The sequence below is a fragment of the Catenulispora sp. GP43 genome (genome assembly GCF_041260665.1).
Lineage (GTDB): Bacteria > Actinomycetota > Actinomycetes > Streptomycetales > Catenulisporaceae > Catenulispora.
In genome coordinates this window covers 48,654-72,807 of the sequence record NZ_JBGCCT010000013.1, presented here as the reverse complement: position 1 = coordinate 72,807, position 24,154 = coordinate 48,654, and the positions used below count along the sequence as shown (strand labels likewise).

The following is a 24,154-nucleotide window of genomic DNA, read 5'->3' as shown; positions in this document are numbered from 1 at the left end:
TGAAACCGCAACGGGCTGCCTACTACGACGGAACCACCAACACCTGCCCGGGATAGATCTGGTCGGGGCTGGTCAGCATCGGCTTGTTGGCCTGGAAAATCGTGTCGTACTGGTTGGGGTCGCCGTACTGTCGCACGGCGATTTTCGACATGTTGTCCCCGGGCTGAACGGTGTAGAACGTCGCAGTGGGCTGGGGATCGAGCGCGTCCGCGTTCGCCGCCGAGACCCCTGCGACGTTCACCGCGGCAACTATCACCTTCGCGACCGTCTCCGCATCCGCCACTGAACCGGAAAGGGTCACCGTCCCCGAACCGTAGTCGAAGTCGACCTGAAGGTCGGACGTGTCGAGGCCCTGACTGCTGACATAGCTCTTGATCGCGTCGGCGGCCGCCTGGCTGGCAGCTGTCGGATCGGAGGCGGCCCGCGCGTCGGAGGCACGCAGCAGCTTCTGACCGGTGGCCGGATCATGCGAAACTATCACGATTACTCCCTAGGATGGCATTAGGAGCTAAAGTCCCATTTCCCGTCCTACCGGTACCGGCCGCGGCGCAAACCTCAGCCCGGACCGGGTGTCTCAGCGTCCGTTCCCGGCCGAGCTTGAGCCCGCCGGCCGGTGTGTACCGCTAGTCCTTGCGCGGTTCGCGGCCGTCGATCGCCCCGAGGCGGCCTCGGACGACGGTCCCCAGTCCCGGCACCGACCAGATCTGCAGCAGGTCGCAGACCTGGTTCACGATCCACAGCCCGGCCTTGCCGCGGGTGGCGATCGAAGGCCGCCGCCGCCCGGCCAGCGGATCGGTGATCACCCCGCCGTCCCGCACCTCGCACACCAGGTCTGTGCCCTCGTGCCACAACCGCAGCACGCCGCCGCCTCCCCCGTACTTGATGCTGTTCGCCGCCAACTCGCTGACGACCAGGGCGGCGTCGTCTACTCTGCGGTAGCCCTCCAGCGGCTTCGCGAAGTCCGTCACGTGATCGCGAAGCCCGCCCAGACTTGAGAGGTCAAACACGACCTCCCACACCGCGGACGACGGTTCCTCGAGCGGCTCGCCGAACGCGGCCGGGAAGTCAGGCCCGCGATAGGGGTGCCCGGCATCGCGCGCCCCGGCGCCGTCGGCGATCACGTCCGGATGGCTGCCGTAGGCATGCTCGATGACCGACGCCGGCAAGGCGTCGACGTCGTAGGGGCACAGCAGCCACCAGCCCGGACCGCCGTCGAAGGCCGTGTTCACGAGTCGTTCGTGCAGTCGGCACTCGGCCATCTCGCCCGGGGTACGGCCGGCCCACGTCGCCTCGCTGATCCCGCGGAAACCGCGCGCCGTGGAGGCGTTCTTGTCGACCCAGTCCTGCCACGCCGGGATGATCCGCGCGGGATTGCGGCCGACGTTCACGATGTCCAGGAACTCGACGCGTCCGGCATCGCGCCCCAGCTCCTGTCGCAGCAGGTCAGCACGGGCCTCGGCAACGGCGACCAGGACGGCCTCCCCCGCCTCCAACCCGGCGCGGACGAAGGCGCCGACGCCCCTCACGAAGTGCTCGTCGCCAGAGTACAGAAATGCCTCGTGACGAAACGGCTCCGCCGGAACGGGCGCCCGAGCGGCGAAGGGAAGCACACTCATATTCTCATCTCACCATGGACAACCGGATCGGGGTCTCCCTTTCAGCCCCGCTTCCAGCACTGGGTCGCGCTCAGACGGTGACGTCCACCGATGTCCGCTCCGGCACCTACTAAACGAGCACACCGACAACGGATTCTCAGCGCCCTCCGTCGAGCCGTTCCCGGAGCCGCCCGAGGCCGAGCGCTCAGCTCGGCCGGCAACGGCTCGAGCGCCTCCGGCCATCCGCCGGTGTGTCCGTTCGCAGTCCGCATAAGCGGTGGCCGCGGGACCCTTCTCAGGGTCGACAACACACGATCCGGGATTCGCGATAAGTAGTTCAGCCATCAGTTGACAGAGCCGCGCGAGATACCGAAAGCTTATGTCGCTACCGTTGGCAGCCCCACGCCGGAGGGGCCGAGTATCAGGAGCCGGTCATGGAGTTCTCCAGCACTGCGAGCCAGGCCACGGGTCCCGTGGTGCTCACGGTCGCCGGCGATGTGGACCTGGCCGCCCACTCGCGGTTCGAAGCCGACCTTCAGGAGGCCTGGGACGCCTCGACCGATCTGGTCATCGACTGCTCGCAAGTGACCTTCCTGGACTCCATGGGACTTCGCGTCCTGGTGCACGCGATGCAGCGCGCCACCGCGAACAACCGCAGCATCGTCCTCGCGGCACCGTCGGACCCCGTGATCCGGGTCCTGGACCTGGCGGGTATCAGGAGTTTGTTCACCGAGGTAGGACCGATCGCGGACGCTGAGCCCGACCTGGCTGACTGAGTCCCAGCTCCGCGCTTACGCCGGGTCCGCTCCGGGCTAGCGGTCGGCCGCACCGTTCGCGAACTGCTCGACGATCTCTTCACAGAAGGCCGGAAGGTCACCGGGATTGCGACTGGTGATCAGCGCACCGTCGACGCAGACTTCCTGGTCGACCCATCGCGCGCCGGCGTTCAGCAGGTCGGTGCGCAGGCTGGGCCAGGAGGTGACTGTGCGTCCGCGCACCACGTCCGCCTCGGCCAGCATCCACGGACCGTGGCAGATCACCCCGACCGGCTTGCCCGCCTCGAAGAACGCCCGCACGAACCGGACGCTCGCCGGATCGGTCCGCATTTTGTCGGGGTTGGCGACGCCTCCCGGGATCACAAGACCGTCGAAGTCGTCGGGCTTGGCATCGGAGGCATCGAGCTCCGAGCGGATCGTGCCGCCCTTGTCGTCATGGCGCATCATCTGGATCTCGCCGGCTTCGGGCGAGATGAGCGTCGGCGTACCACCGGAGTCCTTCACCGCCTTCAGCGGTCGGGTGAGTTCCGACTCCTCTACACCGTCAGCGAACAGGAACGCTATTCGTTTACCCGTCAACTTGTTCGCACTCACGGGTTTCCTCCTTCGCCGGAAACGATCAGGTTGAGACCCGGCCCAGGTGCCCCGCCCCATAGGGGTCAAACAGGTAAAATGAGGTACGTAGGGCGGAACGCTGCTTCCGCAGCCGGTTACAGGTACATCTCCTCCAAAAGAAGACGGCTCCGGGCCACTTGCCCGGAGCCGTCTGGCACCTCGGCGCCGAGGTGCCAGGCGAGACCCCAGCGGGCAGTGCAGGACCGCCGCCCCGTACTCGATACTGCCGAGGACCTCGGCTACCCGCTTCAACGCCGCTTCAACGACTGAGGCAGGAAGAGCCTGCCTACCGTCGTCCATACCACCGGCGCCGGCCTCCCCCGGTCGCGGCGCCGCCGGCCACGAACCCGATGAGCCACAGCACGAGCACGGCCATGGCACGCCCCTTCCGAGTCTGCGCACCGGCGACGACAGACGCCGGCCTTTTCGCCGCTTATGTCCCCTTTGGCGATAGCCAAATGGGGCGAAACCACTGCCTATGGCAGCGAGATCCGGCGCGCGTCGCCCGATCGGCGGGGCTGATGCGTCAGGTCCCTTCACACTCGGCCGATGCGGGCTCGACGGCCAGGCTCCGCGTCACCCCCGGCTCGTCCAGCGCCGCAGCTTCGCGAGCGGCCACGTCGTGATCAGCCGGTCTTCACCCAAGCCGAACCGGGCCGCGCGCGCGTAGCCCGAGGACTGCCAGTGCAGTTGCTCGGGCGCATGGGCGTCAGTGTCCACGGCGAACAGACAGCCTGCAGAAGCGGCCAGCTCAAGCAGGTCATCCGGTGGATCGCGCCGCTCGGGGCGGCAGTTGACCTCCACCGCGGTCCCGGACCACGCACACGCGGCGAACACGGCTGGGGCGTCGAAGCGCGACTGCGGACGGCCGCGGCCCGTGACGATCCGGCCCGTACAGTGGCCGAGGACGTCGACATGCGAGTTCTGTACCGCGGCCAGCATGCGCGCGGTCATCGGCTCGGGTTCCGAGCGCAACTTGGAGTGCACGGACGCCACGACCACGTCCAGCCCGGCCAACAACTCCTCCTCCTGATCGAGCGAGCCGTCCTCCAGGATGTCGCACTCGATACCGGTCAACAGCTGAAAGCCGGGATCCAGTCGTGCGTTCACAGCGGCCACGGCCTCCAGTTGACGCCGCAGCCGCTCCGGGCTCAGGCCGTGGGCGATGGTCAGGCGCGGCGAGTGGTCGGTCAGGACAGCCCACTGATGACCCAGGGCGCGGGCCGCATCGGCCATCTCCTCCACGGGGCTGCCGCCGTCGGACCAATCGGAGTGAAGATGGCAATCCCCCTTACTCGCGACCACCAAGGCCCAGCCGGCATCCGCACCCGGTCCGACCTCATCCTCCAACCGGGCCAGATACGCCGGCACACCACCGGCCGACGCCTGCGCGATCACTTCGGCGGTCACCTGTCCCACCCCGCGCAACCGCTGAAGTTCGGCCATGTCGGCGGGCCCGGGCGGCAGATCGCGGATGGCGTCGGCAGCCGTATGAAAGGCCCGCACCCGGTAGGGAGAGGCGCCGCGCCATTCCAGCAGGAACGCGATCCGGATCAGCGCCTCGACCGGGTCCATGCCCCCATACTCACCCGTCCTGCCGCTGCCTGCACGTGGAGACGTATAGCGCGTCTGCGAACGGTTCCGCCCGCAACTCACTCGAGGGCAGCGCAAGGAGATGGTCAATGCCGTCAAGGCCCACGGAAACAGGAACCACACCGCGAAGAATGTGCGCGGGCCAGGCGGTGAAGACGCATTCGGGATTCTGCATGAGGTGCTCCGTTTATGGCACGGCCAGCCAGTCGACGACATCTGAGAAGCTTTGGCGCCTGCCGTAGACGAGCCGTTGCCGGTCGGCGCTGGTGCCGCGTTGCCGGAACCGGTTCAGCAGCCGCTCAGCGAGCTCTTCGTCGCCGGCGGCGGCCAGACCGGGCCGGCTACGGCGCGCCAGCCGGTCCAGTGCGGTATCCGCCGGCACGTCCATGCCCGCGTCCGGATCGAGCACCCAGCCGCGCAGCCCGTCTGTCGCGACGGAGCGGTGGTACTTCTCCAAGCGGGGCCGGTCCACGTCCGGCCACGGGTGCCCGCGGCGGGCTTCGGCCAGCAACGTCGTCGCCAGAGAACGCAGGAGCACCGCGTACAACAGGACGACTTCGAGGTCGGGGTTGACGTCGGCGATACGGATCTCAAGGGTCGGGCAGTGTTCGGAGGGCCGGGAATACCAATAGATCATCTTGCGGTCCAGGAGCGGCCCGTCCGTGGTCAGGCTGTGGGCCATCCGCTCGTACGCGGCCTCATCCAGGATCGGGGCCGGCTCCACGGTGGGCAGGGCCTTGACGTCGAAGTACCGCCAGCTGGCACAGCGCATGTCCCGTCCGGCCGAGAAGGGCGAGTTCACGCACAGCGCCTGCAAGGCCGGAAGCCAAGGACGCAGAACGGCCGGACACCACCGCCGAGCCGGCGGAACAGATGATCAGCCACGCTTGGTAGAAGGACCGTCAGAGCATGCCCGCCTGCGACACAGCGGACCCGCGACCTGGTGATCCCGCCGACCTGGACCGACGCGCCGACCAGGAACGAGGGACCGAACAGCTCTTGCCTGCGTTTGCTCCCAGCGCCACGATGACGGCGGTGCATACCGCGCCGAGCTTGGCGAGCAGCCACGGGCGGCATGCGTTTGCGGGCTTCCAGCGGAAGTGCTTGACCGCGTTCGTACGGTGGACATCGCGCTCGAAGCGGTCCGAGCCGTGCTCGGACTCCACGTCAGTGTGAACGCGACGAGCCCGGCTGCCCGGCCTGGTCCGACGCGACGCCTGGAGCTGGAAGCCATGGCCAAACCGTTCGGCACGGCTCGCATAGCCTTCACTCTGATTCCCTGGAGCGACAACACCTTGGTCATCCTCGACGAGCACCCGCTGCTGGGGCCCGGTGCACGCCTACAGGGGCCGCTGAGCGAGTGCTTCCTGCATGTGCGCAACCGCCGCCTGCTGACCAACCTCGCGCGAGTCACGGTCACGAACCACGAGACCGCCCACTGGTGACGGTCCCGCACAGGCTCCTCGGAGTCGCCCCGGACAAACCAACCACGGGGAGACATCTCCATCAGCGAAAGCACGCTGATTCAGACGTGGTTCGAATCGCGCGTTTTTAATCTCGTGAGTTAGCGTGGAGTATGGGCGAAACCGAGAACAACGGTTCGTGGACCATACTGACCGCGCATGGGCGCGCTCTGGTCGAGATCGTCGCCCGCCCCGACATCCGGATGAGGGACCTGGCCGAGGCCATCGGCGTCGTCGAGCGCACCGCGCAGGCGATCGTGGCCGACCTGGAGCAGGCGGGTTACGTCACCCACGAGCGGGTGGGCCGCCGCAACCGCTATAGCGTCGATCTTGATCAGCCCTTTCGGCACCGCGCCCAGAGGGGCCATCACGTCGGGCCGTTCCTGGCGATGCTGTCGAGTCTGCCCGAGGTCACGGACTCGGCCGCGGCGGGGAATTCCGCGTAGGAAAGGCCGGGATCGGCCGGCCTCGAATACGGCCTACCGATGTCGCGCGCCGGGTTTGACCCACCCCGGTCTGATCATCTGATCCGGGTTTGATCTTCGGTATGCCGGTCACATGACGACTTGGTGAGAGGAGCGCTACAACCTCGTGGCATACCTCCTAGCCGAGTACGAGTCCTTCTACAACGGGCACCGGCCCCACCGATCCCCCGGCCAGGCCGCGCCGCTGCGCCCATTCCCGGACAACGCCGTCGACCTCGACGCCCTCCGAATCGCCCGTCACGACAGGATCGGCGGCATCCTCCACGAATACCGACTGCCGTTCCCGCCTCTGGTGTCCGCGCAAAAGGGGGTGGCGGCCACCAGAGGCGATGGCGACATGCCGTATGGCGTGTCAGGGGTCAGGCGTTGATCGCCTTCTTCTCGGCGGAGGTGGTGATGGCGACCTTGCGGGGCTTGGCCTTTTCGGCGACGGGGATGCGCAGGGTCAGCACGCCGGTGTGGTATTCGGCCTTGATGTTCTCGGTGTCCAGGGTGTCGCCGAGGAACAGCTGGCGGGAGAACGCGCCCAGGGGTCGTTCGGAGATCTCCACCTTGGCCTGGCCGATCGCGGTGGGGCGGCGTTCGGCCTTGACGGTGAGGACGTTGTGTTCGATGTCGATGTCGATGGCGTCCTCGGACACGCCGGGCAGGTCGAAGCAGACCACGAACTCCTCGCCCTCGCGCCAGGCGTCCAGGGGCATCGGGTTGGGGCGGGTCCAGGTGCCGGCGGCGGTGGTCCCGAGAAGCTGCTGGGCGATGCGGTCCAGGTCACGGAACGGGTCGGTGCGCATCAACATGGGGGTCACCTCCAGGTGAGTGGTCGACCGGGCGGTCGACTCGCTGACGACTTCAGGTATAGCATGTCATCAGAACGACGACAAGCCTCCATGTCGGCGAAAGGGTGACATGATGAACAGGCAGGTCAATGGTTCGCAACAAGGCCAGGACGAGCTACGGGCGATACGAGAACAGGCAGTCGGCGCAGCGCTGGGGAAGGTGCTGAGTGCAATGTCCGCGGCGCGGCGGCCCGCGGCGTCAACGGCGTCCACCGACCCGCCGCTGACTGGTTCCCAGGTGCTGGCTGCGCTGATGCTGCTGCGTGAGTCGCGCGCAAGGGGCAGGCACTTCGAGCCCGAAATCGTCGATGCCGCCCGGCATCTGGGCACCAGCTGGGCCGAACTGGTCCCGGTCTTCGGCGTTGCCAGCCGGCAGGCCGACGAGCACCGCTACCTGCGTCCTCGGCTATGAGACAGCGCCGAGACAGGGACCATGTCGCAGCGATTGACCGCCGAACTCGACGGACAGGCGCGAGCGCGACCGGGGATCAACCCACCCAGGAGCGGCAATGTGTCGCCGCGCCGTCCCGTACCCAATCCAGGTGACATTGGGTGGTCACGGCCGTGTCCGACGGTCGTGTCGTAGTGGAGGCGACTAGCTTTCCCTGACAGCAGGGTTGCACGGCGACACCGCGAGGAGGCACCCGTCATGGTCCTGTCCGTATCCGGCGTGCTGCTGCTGAGCCTCATCACGCTGTTCCTGTGCCGCAAAGACGGCCTGAAGGCCTGGCACGCGGTCGTGTGCGCGCTGCTGGGGTTCTACCTGGCCTTCACCTCTATCGCCCCGAGCATCCGGCAGGGCACCTCTTCAGTGGCGGCGTTCATCAGCAGCATCAAGTTCTGACCCTCCGGGCACGGGGCCTGCCACGGAGTCAGGACTGGTGCGGCGAGAATCTTCCAGTTCGGCCCGGATCCACCTCAGCGGGCTGCCGAAACACAACTGCGCCATCGACTTCCGAAAATCTACACTCGTTGGAGTAGACATACGCCACTAGCGTGGGTAAGGTTTCTCACGTAGCAACGAGCAGGCGAGCGGCGCGGCAGACACGAACTGCCGCGAGAGCAGTGGCAGGACGGCAATGGGGTTCCGGTGCCAGCAGTGGTGGTGGGCGCCGGGGCCGCCGTGGCAGGACACGAAGAAAAGCGGACCCAACACCATCAGGATCGCCCAGGCACAGGTCAGGCCCGGGTGGGCGCGTCAGTCCCCGGACGGAAGGTGATTTCCGGTCACACCTCCGAGATCCCCGCACCTGGCTGCGTCAAGCAGCCTGGCGGAACCAAGTAGGCCGGTGGTTCCGCCGGTAGGTAGATGGTGTTGATCCCCCAGGGGCCCGGTGCCACACGGCACCGGGCCCCTCCTCGTGTCACAGGCAGACTCCCGGACCGCATCGGAGCCGAAGTCGACCATCCGGGCCCGTCGACGTCACAGTGTCGGCATTCGTCGGATGGCAGGAGGGTGAAGCGCCGAATGCGCGCCGGAGTAATCGAGCGGCGGGTGCCGATGACACACGTCGGGACGGCCGCCCCGGTTCTGGTGGATCTTCACTGGGCCGCTGCCACGCCGTGGTCGGTCCGCGTCGGGTTCCGCCGGGACGGCGAGCAGGTGTTCTGGAGGTTCGGGGTGGACCTGCTGGCCGCCGGGCTGGTGCAGCCGCAACCGGGCGGGGCCGAGGACGGGCCGATGCTGGTCTGGACCTCCGGGGAACAGCGCGAGGCGACTCTTCTGGGCACAGTCGAGGACTCGGCGGGGCAGGCTTCCTGGTTGGAGGCCCGGACCTCGGATCTCGCCGAGTTCATGGCCGACGCGCTGCGGGCCATAGCCATCCGGACCGCGGCAGCGTAGCCGGCCTTCGGCAAGCAATGGTCCTCGACGTGGCGGCGGCACGGCGAAGGTTCGCATAGTGCGCTTACCAAGGCCCTTTGGCCACGACGACGGAGGCGTCGTCGTGGTGCTTGCCGGCGCTGCGCAGGAGGTGGCCTGCGATCACGGCTGGGGAGTGCTCGAGGACTCCGGGAAGAGTCGCGGGGTTCCACCGTCCGCTCAGACCGTCGGAGTGCAAGACAACTGCGCTGCCGGCCGGCAGCGGGTGGGTAGAGGTTCGCAGGGTGCGCATCCGGTGCCCAGCGATCCCCGGCAGAATGGGCAGGCCGGCCTTGGACGTAGGTGTCACGATCGCAGCGGCGATTTCGCCTACGCCACAGAAGAGCACCCGCGCCCGGTCCGGCTCGATGCGTGCCACGGCCACCGCGGCACCCCGGATGTCGGCCAGCCGCCGGTGGATCTCTCCCATCACCTCCTCCGGCGATCGGCCCGGGCCCGCACGGAACGCATGGATCGCGGCCCGGGAGGCCATCTCGGCCAGGGGGCCGTGGCCGAGCCCGTCACAGAGCATCACCAACACCGCCCGCCCCTGGCCGGCCCCGGACGACGCCGGTGTCCCGGTGTCGTCCAAGCGCACCGCCCAGCCGTCCCCACACTCCCGCGCCCCGCTGATGGGCCGGGTCACTCCTTCCACCACCAACTGCGGCAGCCCATCGCCCTCATCTGCGAGGACGGACCGCACATCCAGAGGCCAGAACCGGGCCAGCATCACCGTCCCCTGCCCGAGGATGGAGTGCATGTCGAAGGCATCAGCGAGACGGGCGATCGTTCCCAGGCCGATCCCAAGGGTGCCGGCGGTGGAGTGGCCGTCGCGCATGGAGGCGGCCACGTCCGCCATCCCCGGCCCACTGTCCACGGCCAGGAACTCGATCCCGGTGTGCTGCGCGGTCCGCACTGTTCGCAGCAGGATCGTCCCGGCGACGGCGTGCACAGCCAGGTTGGTGACGGCCTCGGACACCGCCAGGACGACCTCGCCAGCCCGGTACTCCCCCAGCCCAATACGTTCGGCCAACCGGCCGGCGGCACGCCGGGCACCTGTGAGATCGTCGCGGAACCAGGCCACGTCCTGCGTGTCCAGCAGCAGAAAACTCACGGCGTGAGCCCGGCGGCGCCTACCAGAGTGTTGGACCGCTTGATGCCGGTACGGCTGTGATCCATGACGTCTCCGTAGAAAGAGGCCGATCAAAAGGGTCCCGCTGGTCCTTCAGGAAGCCGTCCTCCCAAGGAGGGATCGTCACTCCCCCGCCAGGACCATCTAGGGCCAAGGCCGCGCCGTGCTGCCATGACCCGGTATCAGGCAGCGCCTCGGCGACGCCGCGACACATAGGTAACGCGGGCTGTCCTGCGGGTGCGGACGACATGTGCGGAGCGGCTGCGCTGGTCGCGGCCCGCGCCGGCGCAACTGTTACGACGCGGGCGTTCGATCACGGTGGTGCACTTTGCCCGGGCCGGGCGGGAGCGCGATACAGGCGAAATCCTCGCGGCAGGTGCCGCGGGAAGCTCAGAGCGGGCGGATGTTCTCGGCATGCGGGCCTTTAGGGCTCTGCGCGATGTCGAACTCGACCCTTTGGCCCTCAAGCAGCTCGCGGAAGCCCTCGGCGCTGATGTTCGAGAAGTGGGCGAACACATCAGGGCCGCCACCGTCCTGCTCGATGAAACCGAAGCCCTTTTCCGCTTTGAACCACTTCACGGTGCCAGCAGACATTTATGCGTCTCCTTTGGTGGGGTCTGTGCCGAAACCCGCGTTGTGCGCGTTTCGCGCCGCTGCGATGACGACCACTCCGGAGCACCGGGAAAACAAAGACGTGCCTGTCGGCTACACCCGGCAGGCACACATAAGTTCATGGGAACCACAACTGCAACACCACTCACCGTAGCATTCCCGGCGTCAGTACGGACGTGATTTCGGCGAGGAGCTGGCCTTCCAGACGATCCGAATCAGCCATCGCGCCCGCCGGCACCGCTGCGCGTCACCGGATCGGCCTACCCGGTCTCCATCTTCGACGAAGAGGCCGGCGGAGCCGTCGGACCGCGTCCAGGAGCTCCGCAGACCACCATCGTGCCTGCCCAGGCCATATACGGCAGGCCGCGGTTCGGCAGCGTTGGAAGCTTGGAGGAAGGACACCTCTGGCGCCGGTGGGCGAAAATCTATCGCAGCCGGGGTAGACATGAGCATGTCGTGTGGGTAGTGTTCCTGTCGTAACCACAGCAGGCGAGGATGCGCGGCAGACACGAACTGGCGCGAAAGCAGTGGCAGGACGGCAATGGGGTTCCGGTGCCAGCAGTGCTGGTGGGCGCCGGGGCCGACGGCCGGGCCGGATATGGCCCGGGGCTGCCGAGCAGTACCGCAAATGCAGTAGGTAGTAAGCAGTACCGCAGGTGAAGAAGCAGTACCCCGTTTGGCAGGACACGAAGAAAAGAGGAGCGAACACCATCAGGATCACCCGAGCGCAGGTCAGGCCCGGGTAAGTAGGTCAGTCCCGGATGGGAAGGTGATTTCCGGTCACACGTCCGAGATCCCCGCGACAGGTCGTATCAAGCGGCCACGCGGAAACAGTAAGCCGGTGTGTTCAGCCGGTAGGTAGATGGTGTTGAACCCCCCCAGGGCCCGGTGCCGCACGGCACCGGGCCCCTCCTCGTGTCCTGCCGACAGAGCACACAGAAGAGGTGCAAGTGACAGGCAGTACCAGCTCCAACCCGGCCGATCGGCTGGACGATGACGATTACCCCGCCTACACCATGGGCCGGGCCGCCGAGATGATCGGCGCCACCCCCGCGTTCCTGCGGGCCCTGGGCGAGGCGAAGCTGATCGTGCCGCTGCGCTCCGAAGGCGGCCACCGCCGTTACTCCCGCTACCAACTGCGCCTGGCTGCCCGCGCCCGCGAGATGGTCGACGCCGGAACCCCCATCGACGCCGCCTGCCGCATCATCGTCCTGGAAGACCAACTCGAGGAAGCCCAGCGCCTCAACGCCGAGCTCCACCGCTCCGACCCAGCATGACCGAAGCGCCCCGGGTTCAGACACGGCAACGGCTTTGACAGCAGTTCAGAGGCTTCCCTTGACCTGGCTGTCAAACGGACGAGCACGGCACGATCCCGGTGCGGTTCAGTTTGATGCATCGCCAGATCGCCCACAGTCGGATGCGCCGACAGCCTGTGCGTTTCGGCCAGTCGCGGCGTAGCGCCGCGACTGGCCAAATACGCGCTTCCCAGCATTTCCCGAACGGCCGGGCGGTTCGAGGAAGTCCCTGCCCTGACTGTATGCCAACGCCAGTCAGGTATGCCTCGGAGCGGCACTCACTTCACACCAGCAGCCAGCCGCCACTGCGATCGGCGCTCCTCGTATCGCCAGCCGTGCTCCTCGTTGAACCGCGTGTCGTCCCGGCCTCCATCCTCGGTGACCTGCGCGACGTGACTGTAGACGAAGACCACGTCGGGATGCTCGTCGAAAGCGCGCGCCGGTTCCGCCAGGCAGTCCTTCGTCAGTAGGTCGCCGAATGCACCGACCGCATGCCATCATCGGCGACCGCCACCTGCGGGTCGTCCTCGACCGGTACACGGAAAACTACAACGCCGGACGGACGCATCAAGGCCACGGGCTGAACTTGCGCGCATCCCTGGACGACCCGGACGTCATCCCGATCCGCTCAACGGATCGCCCCATCGCTTGGGACGCCGATCAGGCCATTCAACGTGCGATTGAGTTTCAGCACCGCTCGGCGGAATATCCGCACCCGACGCGATCTGGTAGAGGGTAGGAATCCTCATGACGGGCTGACGATCGGCCCCGAGGAGATCCGGGACGCCGTGGAGCGTCGAGTGCGCGCGGGCTTTGATCTTGTTGAGGTAACGCGAGCCTGATCGGCTCTCAGAGCCCGGTGATGGTGAGCGTCAGGGCGAGGTCGAGGCTGGGGAGGCCGGCCGGGCTGCTGCAGGCGGCGAAGGCGGTGTTCAGGGCGGTGTATGTCTGAACCACAGAGTCTCCTGAAAACTCCCCGGAGCTGACTGTGCCGGTGAGGGTTATGACGGTGGTGGAGTTGCCGCGCACGATGGTCGCCGTGTAGGGGATCGTCGAGGATTGGCCGTCGTTCCAGGCGATCGTGTGCGTACCGGTCAGGCTGATGATCTGCGTGCAGCTCACGGGCGCGACGACTGCCACGTCCAGCTCACCGGCTGTCGCGGCGGAGCCGACAGCCAGACAGCTGCCGGTCGGGCTGAAAGCGTCGATGACGTTCAGGTCCTCGTCGTTGGTCACGGTGGTGGAGCGGAGGGTGTTGGTCAGGCCGGGGCTGAAGGTGGCGTGGTCCCAGCCGGTGCAGGAGATGGCGGTGACAGCGGAGTGGGCGGGTGCCGCCGCTACCAGTACCGACGTGCCCACAGCCATTGCCGGCACGGCGAACCATGACACGAGCCGTTTCCTGTCCACGGGTTCCTCCGAGGTCACTGAATAAGGATTCTGATTTAGCGCAAAACCCTAGTCCGTCCGCCTGGCCGGAGCAACGCCCGCCCGAGCCGTTCGACATCTCCAAGTCGGAGGTGTGTCAGGCCCCGCCAGGCCGACAGCACCAAGGCGTACGGCCCCACGCTTCCGACGCCTTCCGTTCGGCGAGCCTATCTCAGAGCTCTTATTCGCTCGCTTTCGCCACCTTGGCTCCTGATGGTCGCTTGATTAGCGTCACGAGGGCATCAGCTCCAGCCCCAGCTGCGGGGTTGGACTATCGGGCCCTTTCAGCCGGCGTTCAGGCCGGCTCGGGCCGCCGCACAGGGGGTGTCCATGTACAAGATCCGTGTATTCCGCACCGCCATGCCCAGATGGCTGGCTGTTCTTCTGGCGGCCGCTTTGGCCCTTCTCGGGGTCGCAGTGGTCTCCGCGGCGCCAGCCTCCGCCGCGTCGGGCGTCGTGGTGCAGGTCGGCTACGCCGACAACGCGCGCGCCAACCCGAACAACTTCCCGACGCCGTGGGCAGGCTCGCCCGGGACGACGTTCGACGGCTGCACCGGCTGCACCTACGACGCGGGCGCCGTGCGTGTCGTGAACAACACGGCGATCCCGCAAACCGTCGACTCGGTCATCGTGAAGGTCAGTACCTGCACGTTCGACATCTGGCAGCACGGCACCGTGTTGCAGCCCGGGCAGCAACTGATCGTCACCCAGACCAATCCCGTCGCCGCCGCGGTATGCGGCGGTACCAGTGGATCGTTCGACACCTCGGACATCGGGGTCGACGGCGCGGCGACGAACTGCACACCGGACGGCGTGATCCCCGAGGTCGACGTGACGATCGGCGGCGTGACCAGCGCGCTGTCCGACACCAAGCAGGTGCTCAACACCGGCGGGATCGACCTGGCGGCCTGCCCGAGCGGCACCAACGAATCAGCTCAATGGTCGCTGATCGGCACCCGGTGCCCCAGCGCCATTCTCGCCCTCGGTCCCGCGACCCAGACCGACGATGTCGGCACCACGGCCACATTCCAGGCCACGCTCACCAACTCCTGCGGCGACCCCCTGCAGAGCGTCACCATCACCTTCACCGTGCAGTCAGGGCCTAACGCGGGGCTGACCGAGACCGCGACGACCGATGCCAACGGCGTGGCGACCTTCTCCTATACCGGTTCCAGCCCCGGCACCGACATCGCCATCGAAACGACCGCCAATCCGGCTGGCACGATCACCTCGAACACCGTGACCGTGGTCTGGCAGAAACGCCCGTCGTTCCTGACCATCACCGGAACACCGACCAGCGACTACCACGACCCGGGCACCGTATCGGCGGTGCTGACCGACAACGGCGGACCGGCAGCCGGACAGACGATCGTCTTCACGCTGAACGGATCCGAATCCTGCTCGGCGGTCACTGACGCCAGCGGAACGGCGTCCTGCCAGATCACCCCGCAGGAGCCCGCGGGCTCCTATCCGCTGACCGCGACCTTCACCGGCAACGCGACTGACCTGGGCTCCTCGGCGACCGCCACCTACACCGTCGACCTCGAACAAACCACGCTGACCTACACCGGACCGGCCAAGGCCGCCAACGGTGTGCCGCTCACCCTGTCCGGCGTACTGCGCGAGGACGGCGGCCCGGCGATCGCCGGCCGCACCGTCACCTTCACCCTCGGCTCCGGGACCTCGGCCCAGTCCTGCACCGGCACGACCGACGGCAACGGAAACGCCTCCTGCACCATCGCCTCCGTCAACCAGCCGGCACCCACCACCTCTGTCCCGGTCACCGCGGTCTTCGCCGGCGACGCGTTCTACCTGCCGGCCACGGCCAGCGCGACCCTGAGATTCCAATACATGACCGGCCGCGCCTTCGGGCTGTCCGCCAGCGGCCTGGTCGCGATCTCCCCGGTACCCGACACCGGTCCGATCCAGACGGCGTCCGCCGGAACCTTCGGGCCGCCGTGCGTCGCCAACATCGGCGGACTGATCAGCGCCGACACACTGTGCGCGCAAGTGGTCACATCCGTCAACCCCGGCACCTCGACCACGACCTCCTCGGTGCAGGACGCCACCATCGGCGTGCCGGGCCTGCCGGTGATCAGGATCGGTCTGGTGCAGTCCTCGTCCAAGACGACCTGCAGCGGATCGACCGGCAGCGTCACCATCACATCAGTCAGCGTCGGCGGCATCCCGGTGAACGTGAACCTGCATCCCGGCGCCAACACCACCGTCACCGTGCTTGGCGTCACCCTGACCTTCAATGAACAAAGCCCGGTGCCCGGAGCCGACCAGGGCCTGACCGTCAACGCCGTCCACATCAACGCACTCGGCTTGCTGAACGTGGTGATCGGCTCCTCCACCAGCGACATCCACAACTGCTAGCCACAGCTCTTCAAAAGCGTTTTCCGGCCAAGGGCCGCCCGGCGAACGCCGGGCGGCCCCGCCATCCGACCGCCATCTGCGGGTCGTCCTCGAGCAGTACGCGGAGCACTACAACAAAGGACGTTCGCACCACGGCCGCGGGCCGGATACGACGCCGCAACATAGACCCAGCAGCGCCGGTGGCGGAGTTTCTGACCACCACAGGTGCGCTCTGACCTACTGCACGGCTTGCCACGGAATGTTCTGAATGTCGAAGATCTGAGTCACCCCGGCCAGCTCCAGCACCCGGCGCACCGCCCTCGAGGGCACCAGCGTGAATGTCGTGGCAGCTGTGCGGCCTGCTGCATCATCGTCACAGCCACCCGCAGCCCCATCGAATCGAAGAACGCCACTTGCGAGCAGTCCAACACCACATCGCCTGCCGCCACCAACGGTTCCAGCGTCTGCGCCAACTGCTGACGGGTGGACATGTCCACGTCGCCGGACACCTCCACGATCTTTACTGAGTCCTGCTCGCGGACCCGACAGGAGAATTCCGGTATGGCTGCGAGGTTACCCAGGTCTTCCCGCTGTCTGGGGGACTGGCCCGCGAGTTCTGAGATCACTGATCGCCGACCCATTCCGATGGGCTGAGGTTGGCGGCGGATCCTGGCGGATCAGGCGTGCCGTCGCGGCGTGCCGAGAGCGAGCAATGCGGTGTCGTCGTCGACGCCGTCGCCAAGGCTGTGCAGCAGGCCGGTGAGGGCCTGGATGAGAGCGGGCGGCGGGTTGTCAGCATGGTCGGTGGCGAAGGCGAGCAGGGCGTCTTCCCCGTACAGGCTGGTGCGGTCTTCGCCGGTGCGGGCTTCGGTGAGGCCGTCGGTGTAAAGCAGGAGGGTGTCACCGGGGTTCAGCACGATGTCGGCCGCAGTGAAATGCGCCTTGGGCAGAATGCCGACGAGGAGGCCGCCGGGGGTGCGCAGATAGTCGGCCGTGCCGTCGCCGCGCAGGACCACGGCTGGTGGGTGGCCGCCCGAGGCGAGGTGGACGGCGACTCTTCCCGTCACCGGGTCGGGTTCGAGGGTGCCGTAGATGGCGGTGCAGTAACGCGGGTCGGTGCTGCCGGTGTAGCGCTCGTACAACACCTTGTTGAGAGTGGTCAGGGCGGAGGTGGGGTTGGGGTCGTGCATGGCGGCGGCGCGCAGGGTGTAGCGGGTCAGTGAAGTGACGGCGGCGGCCTGGGGCCCCTTGCCGCACACGTCGCCGAGGAAGAAGGCGAAGCGTCTGCCATCGATGGGGAATACGTCGTAGAAGTCCCCGCCGAGCTGGTCCGGGGAGGCCGTGTGGTAGTGGGCGGCCGTCTCCATACCCGGGATCTGCGGGAGGGTGTCGGGAAGCAGTGACTGCTGGAGCACGGCAAGGGCGTCTTGCAGCCGCGCACGGTCGGCTTCTGCCTGTTTGCGAAGCGCCTCGGCTGCCTTGTGGCGGCGCAGGAGTTCCTCTTCGTAGGCGCGGCGGTCGCGGGCGTCGAAGACGGTGGTGCGGATCAGTTGGGGCTCGCCTGTACTGCCGCGCTTGACCACCGAGGAGACCAGAACCGGTAGCCGGCTGTTGTCGGCTCCCTTGATGTCCAGGGCTATTCCGCTGATGTGGCCCTGCATCCGCAGCAACGGTGCGAAGTGGGTCTCGTGGTAGAGCTTGCCGCCCACGCTCAACAGGTCGGTGAACCGCATCCGGCCCACGACCGCCGCGCGGTCCAGGCCAAGCCAATCCAGCAGCGTGGCGTTGATCTTGGCGATGGTGCCGTCCATCAGCGTCGACAGGTACCCGCAGGGAGCGCTGTCGTACAGCTCCTCGGCGCTGTCCTCCAGCAGTGCGGCAAACGCCGCGGTCGCGGATTGATCGTCGCCGACGTCCTTCGGGCCGGACTGCTGGCCGGCGGGGCACATCACCGCAAACTCGCCAGGAAGGCGGTGATCGCTTCGTTGGTGGCTTCGGGCGCGGAAAGGTGGGGGCAGTGTCCGGTGGAGTCCAGGGTGATCAGCGTAGAGCCGGGAATCGCCCGGTGGACGAAGGCGCCCACTTCCCGCGGTGCGATGACGTCCTGGGTGCATTCCAGCACCAGGGTCGGCACCTTCACGCTCTTCAGGTCATCCCGGGAGTCGGATAAGAACGTGGCGCGGGCGAAAACCCGCGCCATGTCCGGGTCGGTGGCGCAGAAGCTGTTCTTCAACTCCTCGCCGAGTTCAGGCCGCTCCGCATTGCCCATGATCACCGGGGCCATCGCCGCCGACCAACCCAGGTAGTTCGACTCCAGCGAGGCGAGCAGCTCATCGATGTCCTCGGCGCTGAACCCGCCCCGGTAACCGTCATCATCGATGTAGCGCGGAGACGGTGCCACCATCACCAGTGCACCGATCCGCTCCGGGGCCACGCCGGCGGCCAGCACTCCGATCATCGCGCTCACCGAATGGCCGACGAACACGGCATCCCGCAGGTCGAGAGCCTCGCACACCTCCACAACGTCCCTGGCATACCCGTCCAGCGAGGCGTAGCGATCCTCCACGAACGCAGACGGGTCGGAGCGGCCCGAACCGACGTAGTCGAACAGCACGACCCGGTAGTCCTCGACCAGTGCCGGCGAGGTCAGCCGCCACATGTTCTGGTCGCAACCGAACCCGTGAGCCAGCACGACGGCCCGCTCCCGCGGATTGCCGGTAGTCGTGACGTTGTTCCTGCGGGTGACATCCATGGCTTCCAGTGTGGCACCTGTGCGCGCAACAGTTTACATCCGGCAATCAAAGGCGCGGACGTATCCTCAGCATGTGGTGGCGCGCTGGCTCACCGATCCCGACATCAGGTCAGGTACAGGTGGCCTCGTTCGAGCAGATGTATCTGGGCGACCGGGCCGAATTCGATATAGAGCACTGGCGCGCCGACATGTGCGCCGCACATCCATCGGCGCCTGCGCAGCCGGAGTCGCGCTACAGGTTGGACGTCACCATCGACATCTCCGCAGTGACTTTCGACGGATCGGCGATGGCCGCGGCGGTCGCTGTGTCGAACGTCACCGCCGCACGTGCAGAGCACGCCACGACGGTTCTCGCAGCCCCCCGGTTGGCCCGGCTTCTGAGGATGATCGGTGCCGACGACCTCGCCGGGTTGTCCATCACCGTGGTTTCAGGAGAACGCACGGAGCCCGGAGGCGATACCGCGGACGCGTCCGGCCGCTGGCACGCCGATCCGTGACGGCGGTTAGGGTGATCCGCATGGACATGCGGAGGATCGTCGCAGTGCTGGCCGAGGATGCTGAGCAGCAGATGCACGACCACATGTGGCAGTTGACACCGCATGATCGCGCGCTCGCGCTCGAGGCCGAGGCCGGGATGCGCAAAGCAGTCGGCCCGCCGGACGTTCAAGAGCGGATGCCGCAGATCGACCGGCTTGAACACCTGCGGGAAACTCTTGCCGTCCTGGCGCTGTGCCTGGCTCGCACACACGGTCGCCTGGCCTGGTTCCTCTCCGGCGCCATCAACGCGCTCGAACCGGTCCTGGGCTGGCGTGCCCTGTCTGCTGAACACGGCGGGACCTTCGGCACCGTCCTGCCGCGTCCCGAGCAATACACGGAGGCGGAGGATGCCGTACGCCGGCTTCAGGAGGCGTTTGCGCAGATCACGGCCGAGTCCGAGGCGTGACGATCACAGGGAAAGCGGATCAGGACTGATCAGACCCCCGACTGTGGAAGCAGCCCTGGTAGGGCGGGTAGAGACGATGACGATCGGCAGAAGCTGTTCGTTGAGCCGCTCCTGGCAGCTGCTGGGCTTCGACAGCGCGGTCACGAACGTGGAGTTCTGCCCATGACCACGACGGTGACAGACCATCAACCGACGGCTGAGGCCGGCTTCCGGCACGATGCGCTGCTCTATGCCGGACCCGAGCAGTTCGTCGCCCGCGCCGCCGCCTTCGTACGCGACGCGCTCGAGCACGAGCAGCCGGTCCTGATCGCGGTGATCGAGCCGCGCCGTTCGCTGCTGCACGACGAACTCGGCCCGGACGCCCAGCATGTGGAATTCCTGGACATGTGGACCCTGGGACGCAACCCGGCCCGCATCATCCCGGCCTGGCAGCAGTGGGTCGAGCGACATCAGGGTTCGCCACGCGGATTCCGCGGGATCGGCGAGCCGATCTGGGCCGAACGCAGCCCTCAGGCGCTGCTGGAGTGCCAGATCCACGAGCAGCTGCTGAACACCGCCTTCGACGACGGACCGCCCTGGTGGCTGCTGTGCCCCTACGACACCGAGGGACTGCCCGAACCGGTGATCACCCGGGCCCATGACACCCACCCCGGCATTCTCGACGGCGAAGCCCACCGGCGCAGCACCCGCTACCCGCACCACGAACTGTCCTTCGGCTCCATGTTCGCCATGCCGCTGCCCGACCCCGACCCCGCACAGGTGCGCTGCCAGCACAGCTTCGGATTGGAGGACCTGACCGTCCTGCGCACCGAGGTGGACACCGACGCCCGCGCCCTCGGCCTACCGCCGGCGCGGGCCACGGACCTGGTGCTGGCGGTCAACGAACTGATCACCAACAGCATCCGGCACGGCGGCGGGCACGGCACCCTGCGCCTGTGGCAGGAGCAGGACGAGCTGGTCTGCGAGGTACGCGACCGGGGACTGATCGACGACCCGCTGATCGGCCGCCGCCGACCGCGCCTGGACCGGCCGGGCGGCGCCGGACTGTGGCTCACCAACCAGCTCTGCGACCTCGTGCAGATCCGATCCACCCTCGAGACCGGCACAATCGTCCGGATACGAGTGGCCCTGACATAGAACCTCGACGGTTGGCCGTCTCCTGCTCACCTCGCAACTCTGGCTACCTCTGCCCGGCGAAACGCGCTGTCCAGCATTGCGCCTGCCGAATACGTCGACCGGTTCGCGGTTACCGCCGACCTGTCAGCACACGACATCACGCATTCAAAGTCAGTAGCCAGGCTGACGGGGCTATCCGGCGGCCAGGAGATTCGCACAGCGGATCAGTCCGATGTGGGAGTAGGCCTGGGGGTGGTTGCCCAGCGATCGTTCGGCGATCGGATCGTATTGTTCGGGCAGGAGACCGGTCGGTCCGGCGGCGCTGACGATCTCGGTGAACAGCTCCACGGCCTCGTCGCGGCGTCCGGCGAGGAGGTAGGCCTCGATCAGCCAGGCTGCGCAGATGTGGAATCCGCCCTCGCCGCCGGGCAGGCCGTCGTCGCGCCGGTACCGATACACCGTCGATCCGCTGCGCAGCTCGGACTCTATGGCCGTCACCGTCTGCTGGAACCGTTCGTCAGCCGGGTCTATCAGCCCGCTGAGTCCGACGAACAGCGAGGCGGCGTCAAGATCCGTGCCGTCGTAGGCGGTGGTGAACGCCTGGACCTGCTCGTTCCAGCCGTTCTCCAGGACGTCGGACCGGATCTCGTCGCGCAGCGCCTCCCAGCCTGCCGGGACCTCGCGGCCGTAATCGCGGGCGAGGCTGACCCCGCGGTCCATGGTCACCCAGCACATCACGCGCGAGTAGACCCGATGCCGCGGCATGTGCCGCTCCTCCCAGATCCCGTGGTCGGCCTCGTTCCAGCGGCGCGAGACCGCCTCGGCCATCGCCTGCACCAGCCGCCAGTCCTCGTCCCGCAGACCCCCGCGCGCCTCGGCCAGGGCCCGCACCAGTTCCACCACCGGACCGAACACGTCCAGCTGCACCTGGTGGTTGGCCAGGTTCCCCACCCGCACCGGACGCGACCCCGCGTACCCCGGCAGCGACTCGATCACCGCCTCCGCGCCGATCACGGTGCCGGCCAGCGTGTACAGCGGGTGCAGCCACTCCGGACCCGCGAGGGTGTCCAGCACCCCGTGCAGCCAGCGCAGGTAGCCTTCGGCCTCCTCGACCGACCCCAGGTGGACCAGTTCGCGCACGGTCATCGCGGCGTCGCGGATCCAGCAGTAGCGGTAGTCCCAGTTGCGGACGCCGCCGATCTCCTCCGGCAGCGACGTCGTCGCCGCGGCGAGCACGCCGCCGGTATCGGCGTTCACCAGGCCCCGCAGCGTCAACGCCGAACGCAGCACCAGATCGGTCTGGACTCCGGGGAGACTGAGCTTCGAGGCCCAATCAGCCCAATACCTGCCCGCATGGTCCCGCCGTCGCGGCTCGGGCAGCTCGTGATCGTCCAGCTCGGTCGAGCCGCACCGCAGCTCGAGCACGACCGGATTCCCGGGCGAGGGCTGGACCAGGGCGGAGGCCGTCTCATGCTGACCGTCGGAAGTGATCGTCCACGCGACGCCGGGTGAGCGGAGCACGAATGGCTCCGACGTACCGACCACGCGCAGGCCGCCGTCCTCCGAGACCAGCGTCACCGGTACCCCGCCGAACTCCGGACGCGGCGCGAACGTCACCTCCGCGGGCGCCTCCCCGGAGATCACCCGCACGAGGTTCGTCTGGTGCGGTGGGCTGTACGGTTCGAGGTAGTCGGTGACCAGCAGGCGTGACCAGCGGGTCTCGACGGTCATGGTGTTCGGAAGGTAGCGCTGGCCCAGCGGCAGGCCGTCGCGGTTCGGCTTGATCGCGAAGCACCCCGCACCCGGTCCGCCGAGCAGATCGGCGAACACCGCGGGCGCATCGGGGCCCGGGTGGCACAGCCAGGTCAGTCTGGCGTCCGGGGTGAGCAGTGCCACCGACCGCTCGTTGGCAAGCATCGACAGCCGCTCGATCGGCATCGCGGACGCCCCGTACAGCCAGTTCCGCCGCTCCTCCAGCAGGAACGCCAGCAGGAGCGCGACGTCCGCGGCCTCCGGGAGGCGGTAGGCGGCCAGCGACTCGCCTTCTCCGACCTTGATGCCGACGTCCGGGCCCGAAAGCCGCGCGAACGCCTTCTCGTCGGTGACGTCGTCACCCAGGAAGACCGTCGCGGTCGCGCCCGCCTGACGGCGCATGAAGTCCAGCGCCTCGCCCTTGTCGGTGCGGATGACCGCGAGCTCGACGACCTCCTTGCCATCGGTGGTCGACACACCCTCCCAGGTGGACGGTCCGCGGTGCACGTCAGCCAGGACCCTGCGACCTGCCTGGTACTCGGCCCGGCGAACGTGCACCGCGATGCTGGCGGGCTTGACCTCCAATGTCACGCCCGGCACGTCGACCACCAGCCTCTCAAGCTCCGCCCGCAAGCGGTGGAACAGCTCGCGGGGCCCCGGCTCGATGTCGTGGACGAATCCGATATCGAACTCCGAACCGTGGCTGCCGACCAGGTGCACCTCGGCCGGCAGCCGCGACAGTGTGGCCAGATCGCGCAGGGCGCGGCCCGAGATGACCGCAGTGTTCGTCTCATGAAGGGCAGCCAGGGACCTGAGCGCGCCGACCGACTCCGGAAGCGGCCGGGCCTCGTCCGGATTCGGCGTGATCGGGGCGAGCGTGCCGTCGTAGTCGCAGGCAACCAACAGACGCGGGGTCCGGGCGATCTGGACGATGGCGCGTCGCAGCTCGGAAGGCAGAGCCTCAGCAGGCAACACAGCTCCTCTTGGAGTTCGGGTTCGAGTTCGAGGGCGGGTTCGAGTTCGGGGGCGAGTTCGGGGCGGACCGGAGAAGTCGCCTTGACCCGTTCATCATCGCGGACTGCGGTAGCCGCGATGCCGATGTGTCCGTATCTCTTCAAACGGCCCGCGCGCGCCGGGGATTCAATGAGCGTTCGGCGTCTTGAAAGTGCTTATCAGGCCGCTGGTGTGGCGGGGTTCGTGGACACGCGGCGTCACAGATCGGGAGTCGGTGCCGGGCTGATCAACGATCGCGTGCAGTTGGCTGATCGCGGTCATCGCCCTCGGTCGCCGGCCATGACCGAGGCGAGATCGTCCGCGCCGAAGCGGTCCCCCAGCAGCGCCACCAGCCGGATCGCCTCCGCCCGGCGGCGCCAGGTCAAGCCGCCGGGCCGCGCGATCGGCGATGAGCTTACGAACCGAGTCCTCGCGGGCGGCACCGGACGGGTGGCGAGCACCAGCAGCAGGGGGATCTGGTCGGTCTCGCCAGGCCGGGGAGCAGGGTCTGCGCTTTGCGGCGGCGGGGCGGTGTCCAGGAGGGGGCCGAGG

Annotated in this window: 26 protein-coding genes; 11 read left to right on the top strand and 15 right to left on the bottom strand. The window is 67.6% G+C overall.

All coding sequences use genetic code 11. The features are described 5' to 3' along the window. Positions 1–22 precede the first annotated feature (22 nt). Both lysM and ABH926_RS25735 read right to left on the bottom strand, forming a co-directional pair. Positions 23–484, bottom strand: a complete 462-nt coding sequence (gene lysM, locus ABH926_RS25740; RefSeq protein WP_370368508.1) for a peptidoglycan-binding protein LysM — start codon at positions 482–484, stop codon at positions 23–25. A 139-nt stretch (positions 485–623) separates the two neighbouring features. Continuing rightward, a complete protein-coding gene (locus ABH926_RS25735; RefSeq protein ID WP_370368314.1) occupies positions 624–1,616 on the bottom strand; it encodes an anti-sigma factor RsbA family regulatory protein in 993 nt (330 codons plus the stop codon). 413 nt (positions 1,617–2,029) lie between these two features. Here ABH926_RS25735 and ABH926_RS25730 point away from each other — a divergent pair, with 413 nt between their 5' ends. Further along, on the top strand, positions 2,030–2,371 hold the full coding sequence (locus ABH926_RS25730) for an STAS domain-containing protein (RefSeq protein ID WP_370368313.1): 342 nt from the start codon (positions 2,030–2,032) through the stop codon (positions 2,369–2,371). A gap of 36 nt (positions 2,372–2,407) precedes the next feature. On the opposite strand, the gene ABH926_RS25725 is transcribed toward ABH926_RS25730, so the two are convergent. From ABH926_RS25725 to ABH926_RS25715, 3 genes are all read right to left on the bottom strand, one after another. Next, entirely contained in the window at positions 2,408–2,965 is a 558-nt protein-coding gene (locus ABH926_RS25725) for a type 1 glutamine amidotransferase domain-containing protein (RefSeq protein WP_370368312.1), read from the bottom strand. A gap of 597 nt (positions 2,966–3,562) precedes the next feature. Beyond that, entirely contained in the window at positions 3,563–4,561 is a 999-nt protein-coding gene (locus ABH926_RS25720; protein WP_370368311.1) for a PHP domain-containing protein, read from the bottom strand. Between the two features lie 205 nt (positions 4,562–4,766). Further along, complete coding sequence (locus tag ABH926_RS25715; protein ID WP_370368507.1) at positions 4,767–5,417, bottom strand: glutamate-cysteine ligase family protein; 651 nt, start codon at positions 5,415–5,417, stop codon at positions 4,767–4,769. A gap of 283 nt (positions 5,418–5,700) precedes the next feature. Between ABH926_RS25715 and ABH926_RS25710 the strand changes: the two genes are divergently transcribed. Both ABH926_RS25710 and ABH926_RS25705 read left to right on the top strand, forming a co-directional pair. Continuing rightward, positions 5,701–6,024, top strand: a complete 324-nt coding sequence (locus ABH926_RS25710; protein ID WP_370368310.1) for a hypothetical protein — start codon at positions 5,701–5,703, stop codon at positions 6,022–6,024. 131 nt (positions 6,025–6,155) lie between these two features. Next, positions 6,156–6,488 carry a MarR family transcriptional regulator gene (locus ABH926_RS25705; RefSeq protein WP_370368309.1) on the top strand — a complete coding sequence of 111 codons (333 nt, stop codon included), beginning with the start codon at positions 6,156–6,158 and terminating at the stop codon, positions 6,486–6,488. A gap of 157 nt (positions 6,489–6,645) precedes the next feature. Here the strand turns inward: ABH926_RS25705 and ABH926_RS25700 are convergent, their stop codons facing one another. Together ABH926_RS25700 and ABH926_RS25695 are read right to left on the bottom strand one after the other, a co-directional pair. After that, on the bottom strand, positions 6,646–6,768 hold the full coding sequence (locus tag ABH926_RS25700; protein ID WP_370368308.1) for a hypothetical protein: 123 nt from the start codon (positions 6,766–6,768) through the stop codon (positions 6,646–6,648). A 118-nt stretch (positions 6,769–6,886) separates the two neighbouring features. Next, positions 6,887–7,324, bottom strand: a complete 438-nt coding sequence (locus ABH926_RS25695) for an Hsp20/alpha crystallin family protein (RefSeq protein WP_370368307.1) — start codon at positions 7,322–7,324, stop codon at positions 6,887–6,889. 109 nt (positions 7,325–7,433) lie between these two features. Here ABH926_RS25695 and ABH926_RS25690 point away from each other — a divergent pair, with 109 nt between their 5' ends. The 3 genes from ABH926_RS25690 (at position 7,434) to ABH926_RS25680 (ending at position 9,206) form a co-directional block, all read left to right on the top strand. Further along, positions 7,434–7,775 (top strand): hypothetical protein, encoded by a 342-nt coding sequence (locus tag ABH926_RS25690; protein ID WP_370368306.1) that lies wholly within the window; start codon positions 7,434–7,436, stop codon positions 7,773–7,775. A gap of 237 nt (positions 7,776–8,012) precedes the next feature. Continuing rightward, positions 8,013–8,207 (top strand): DUF2304 domain-containing protein, encoded by a 195-nt coding sequence (locus ABH926_RS25685; protein ID WP_370368305.1) that lies wholly within the window; start codon positions 8,013–8,015, stop codon positions 8,205–8,207. 624 nt (positions 8,208–8,831) lie between these two features. Further along, positions 8,832–9,206: an SsgA family sporulation/cell division regulator gene (locus ABH926_RS25680; RefSeq protein ID WP_370368304.1), complete on the top strand. Its 375-nt coding sequence runs from the start codon at positions 8,832–8,834 to the stop codon at positions 9,204–9,206. Positions 9,207–9,270: 64 nt separating this feature from the next. On the opposite strand, the gene ABH926_RS25675 is transcribed toward ABH926_RS25680, so the two are convergent. Beyond that, a complete protein-coding gene (locus tag ABH926_RS25675; protein WP_370368303.1) occupies positions 9,271–10,338 on the bottom strand; it encodes an ATP-binding protein in 1,068 nt (355 codons plus the stop codon). Positions 10,339–10,746: 408 nt separating this feature from the next. After that, positions 10,747–10,950 (bottom strand): cold-shock protein, encoded by a 204-nt coding sequence (locus tag ABH926_RS25670; protein ID WP_370368302.1) that lies wholly within the window; start codon positions 10,948–10,950, stop codon positions 10,747–10,749. Between the two features lie 1,034 nt (positions 10,951–11,984). Here ABH926_RS25670 and ABH926_RS25665 point away from each other — a divergent pair. After that, positions 11,985–12,245 carry a MerR family transcriptional regulator gene (locus ABH926_RS25665; protein ID WP_370368506.1) on the top strand — a complete coding sequence of 87 codons (261 nt, stop codon included), beginning with the start codon at positions 11,985–11,987 and terminating at the stop codon, positions 12,243–12,245. 296 nt (positions 12,246–12,541) lie between these two features. On the opposite strand, the gene ABH926_RS25660 is transcribed toward ABH926_RS25665, so the two are convergent. Further along, positions 12,542–12,676 (bottom strand): hypothetical protein, encoded by a 135-nt coding sequence (locus ABH926_RS25660; RefSeq protein WP_370368301.1) that lies wholly within the window; start codon positions 12,674–12,676, stop codon positions 12,542–12,544. Positions 12,677–13,112: 436 nt separating this feature from the next. Beyond that, complete coding sequence (locus ABH926_RS25655; protein ID WP_370368300.1) at positions 13,113–13,628, bottom strand: hypothetical protein; 516 nt, start codon at positions 13,626–13,628, stop codon at positions 13,113–13,115. A gap of 390 nt (positions 13,629–14,018) precedes the next feature. Here ABH926_RS25655 and ABH926_RS25650 point away from each other — a divergent pair, with 390 nt between their 5' ends. Continuing rightward, the gene (locus tag ABH926_RS25650) at positions 14,019–16,067 is read left to right on the top strand and encodes a choice-of-anchor P family protein (RefSeq protein WP_370368299.1); all 2,049 of its coding nucleotides are present in this window, start codon (positions 14,019–14,021) and stop codon (positions 16,065–16,067) included. Between the two features lie 263 nt (positions 16,068–16,330). Here ABH926_RS25650 and ABH926_RS25645 read toward each other — a convergent pair whose 3' ends face one another. The 3 genes from ABH926_RS25645 to ABH926_RS25635 form a co-directional block, all read right to left on the bottom strand. After that, positions 16,331–16,555 (bottom strand): STAS domain-containing protein, encoded by a 225-nt coding sequence (locus ABH926_RS25645; protein ID WP_370368298.1) that lies wholly within the window; start codon positions 16,553–16,555, stop codon positions 16,331–16,333. A 168-nt stretch (positions 16,556–16,723) separates the two neighbouring features. Then, positions 16,724–17,995, bottom strand: a complete 1,272-nt coding sequence (locus ABH926_RS25640; protein WP_370368297.1) for a PP2C family protein-serine/threonine phosphatase — start codon at positions 17,993–17,995, stop codon at positions 16,724–16,726. Beyond that, entirely contained in the window at positions 17,995–18,798 is an 804-nt protein-coding gene (locus ABH926_RS25635) for an alpha/beta fold hydrolase (RefSeq protein ID WP_370368296.1), read from the bottom strand. Before ABH926_RS25635 ends, ABH926_RS25640 begins: the two co-directional genes overlap by 1 nt. Before the next feature lie 119 nt (positions 18,799–18,917). On the opposite strand from ABH926_RS25635, the gene ABH926_RS25630 reads away from it, so the two are divergent. The 3 genes from ABH926_RS25630 (at position 18,918) to ABH926_RS25620 (ending at position 20,878) form a co-directional block, all read left to right on the top strand. After that, positions 18,918–19,295: a hypothetical protein gene (locus tag ABH926_RS25630; protein ID WP_370368295.1), complete on the top strand. Its 378-nt coding sequence runs from the start codon at positions 18,918–18,920 to the stop codon at positions 19,293–19,295. A 20-nt stretch (positions 19,296–19,315) separates the two neighbouring features. Continuing rightward, positions 19,316–19,741 carry a hypothetical protein gene (locus tag ABH926_RS25625; RefSeq protein ID WP_370368294.1) on the top strand — a complete coding sequence of 142 codons (426 nt, stop codon included), beginning with the start codon at positions 19,316–19,318 and terminating at the stop codon, positions 19,739–19,741. A gap of 162 nt (positions 19,742–19,903) precedes the next feature. Continuing rightward, a complete protein-coding gene (locus ABH926_RS25620; RefSeq protein WP_370368293.1) occupies positions 19,904–20,878 on the top strand; it encodes an anti-sigma factor RsbA family regulatory protein in 975 nt (324 codons plus the stop codon). A 171-nt stretch (positions 20,879–21,049) separates the two neighbouring features. Here the strand turns inward: ABH926_RS25620 and otsB are convergent, their stop codons facing one another. Continuing rightward, positions 21,050–23,581, bottom strand: a complete 2,532-nt coding sequence (gene otsB, locus ABH926_RS25615; protein ID WP_370368292.1) for a trehalose-phosphatase — start codon at positions 23,579–23,581, stop codon at positions 21,050–21,052. Between the last annotated feature and the right edge of the window lie 573 nt (positions 23,582–24,154).

Excerpts from the sequence above, each read along its gene's own strand:
- ABH926_RS25735 (WP_370368314.1), bottom strand. The coding sequence starts at position 1,616 with ATGAGTGTGCTTCCCTTCGCCGCTCGGGCGCCCGTTCCGGCGGAGCCG.
- ABH926_RS25730 (WP_370368313.1), top strand. The coding sequence starts at position 2,030 with ATGGAGTTCTCCAGCACTGCGAGCCAGGCCACGGGTCCCGTGGTGCTC.
- ABH926_RS25720 (WP_370368311.1), bottom strand. The coding sequence starts at position 4,561 with ATGGACCCGGTCGAGGCGCTGATCCGGATCGCGTTCCTGCTGGAATGG.
- ABH926_RS25705 (WP_370368309.1), top strand. The coding sequence starts at position 6,156 with ATGGGCGAAACCGAGAACAACGGTTCGTGGACCATACTGACCGCGCAT.
- ABH926_RS25695 (WP_370368307.1), bottom strand. The coding sequence starts at position 7,324 with ATGTTGATGCGCACCGACCCGTTCCGTGACCTGGACCGCATCGCCCAG.
- ABH926_RS25690 (WP_370368306.1), top strand. The coding sequence starts at position 7,434 with ATGATGAACAGGCAGGTCAATGGTTCGCAACAAGGCCAGGACGAGCTA.
- ABH926_RS25685 (WP_370368305.1), top strand. The coding sequence starts at position 8,013 with ATGGTCCTGTCCGTATCCGGCGTGCTGCTGCTGAGCCTCATCACGCTG.
- ABH926_RS25680 (WP_370368304.1), top strand. The coding sequence starts at position 8,832 with ATGCGCGCCGGAGTAATCGAGCGGCGGGTGCCGATGACACACGTCGGG.
- ABH926_RS25670 (WP_370368302.1), bottom strand. The coding sequence starts at position 10,950 with ATGTCTGCTGGCACCGTGAAGTGGTTCAAAGCGGAAAAGGGCTTCGGT.
- ABH926_RS25665 (WP_370368506.1), top strand. The coding sequence starts at position 11,985 with ATGGGCCGGGCCGCCGAGATGATCGGCGCCACCCCCGCGTTCCTGCGG.
- ABH926_RS25655 (WP_370368300.1), bottom strand. The coding sequence starts at position 13,628 with ATGGCTGTGGGCACGTCGGTACTGGTAGCGGCGGCACCCGCCCACTCC.
- ABH926_RS25650 (WP_370368299.1), top strand. The coding sequence starts at position 14,019 with ATGTACAAGATCCGTGTATTCCGCACCGCCATGCCCAGATGGCTGGCT.
- ABH926_RS25640 (WP_370368297.1), bottom strand. The coding sequence starts at position 17,995 with ATGTGCCCCGCCGGCCAGCAGTCCGGCCCGAAGGACGTCGGCGACGAT.
- ABH926_RS25635 (WP_370368296.1), bottom strand. The coding sequence starts at position 18,798 with ATGGATGTCACCCGCAGGAACAACGTCACGACTACCGGCAATCCGCGG.
- ABH926_RS25625 (WP_370368294.1), top strand. The coding sequence starts at position 19,316 with ATGGACATGCGGAGGATCGTCGCAGTGCTGGCCGAGGATGCTGAGCAG.
- ABH926_RS25620 (WP_370368293.1), top strand. The coding sequence starts at position 19,904 with ATGACCACGACGGTGACAGACCATCAACCGACGGCTGAGGCCGGCTTC.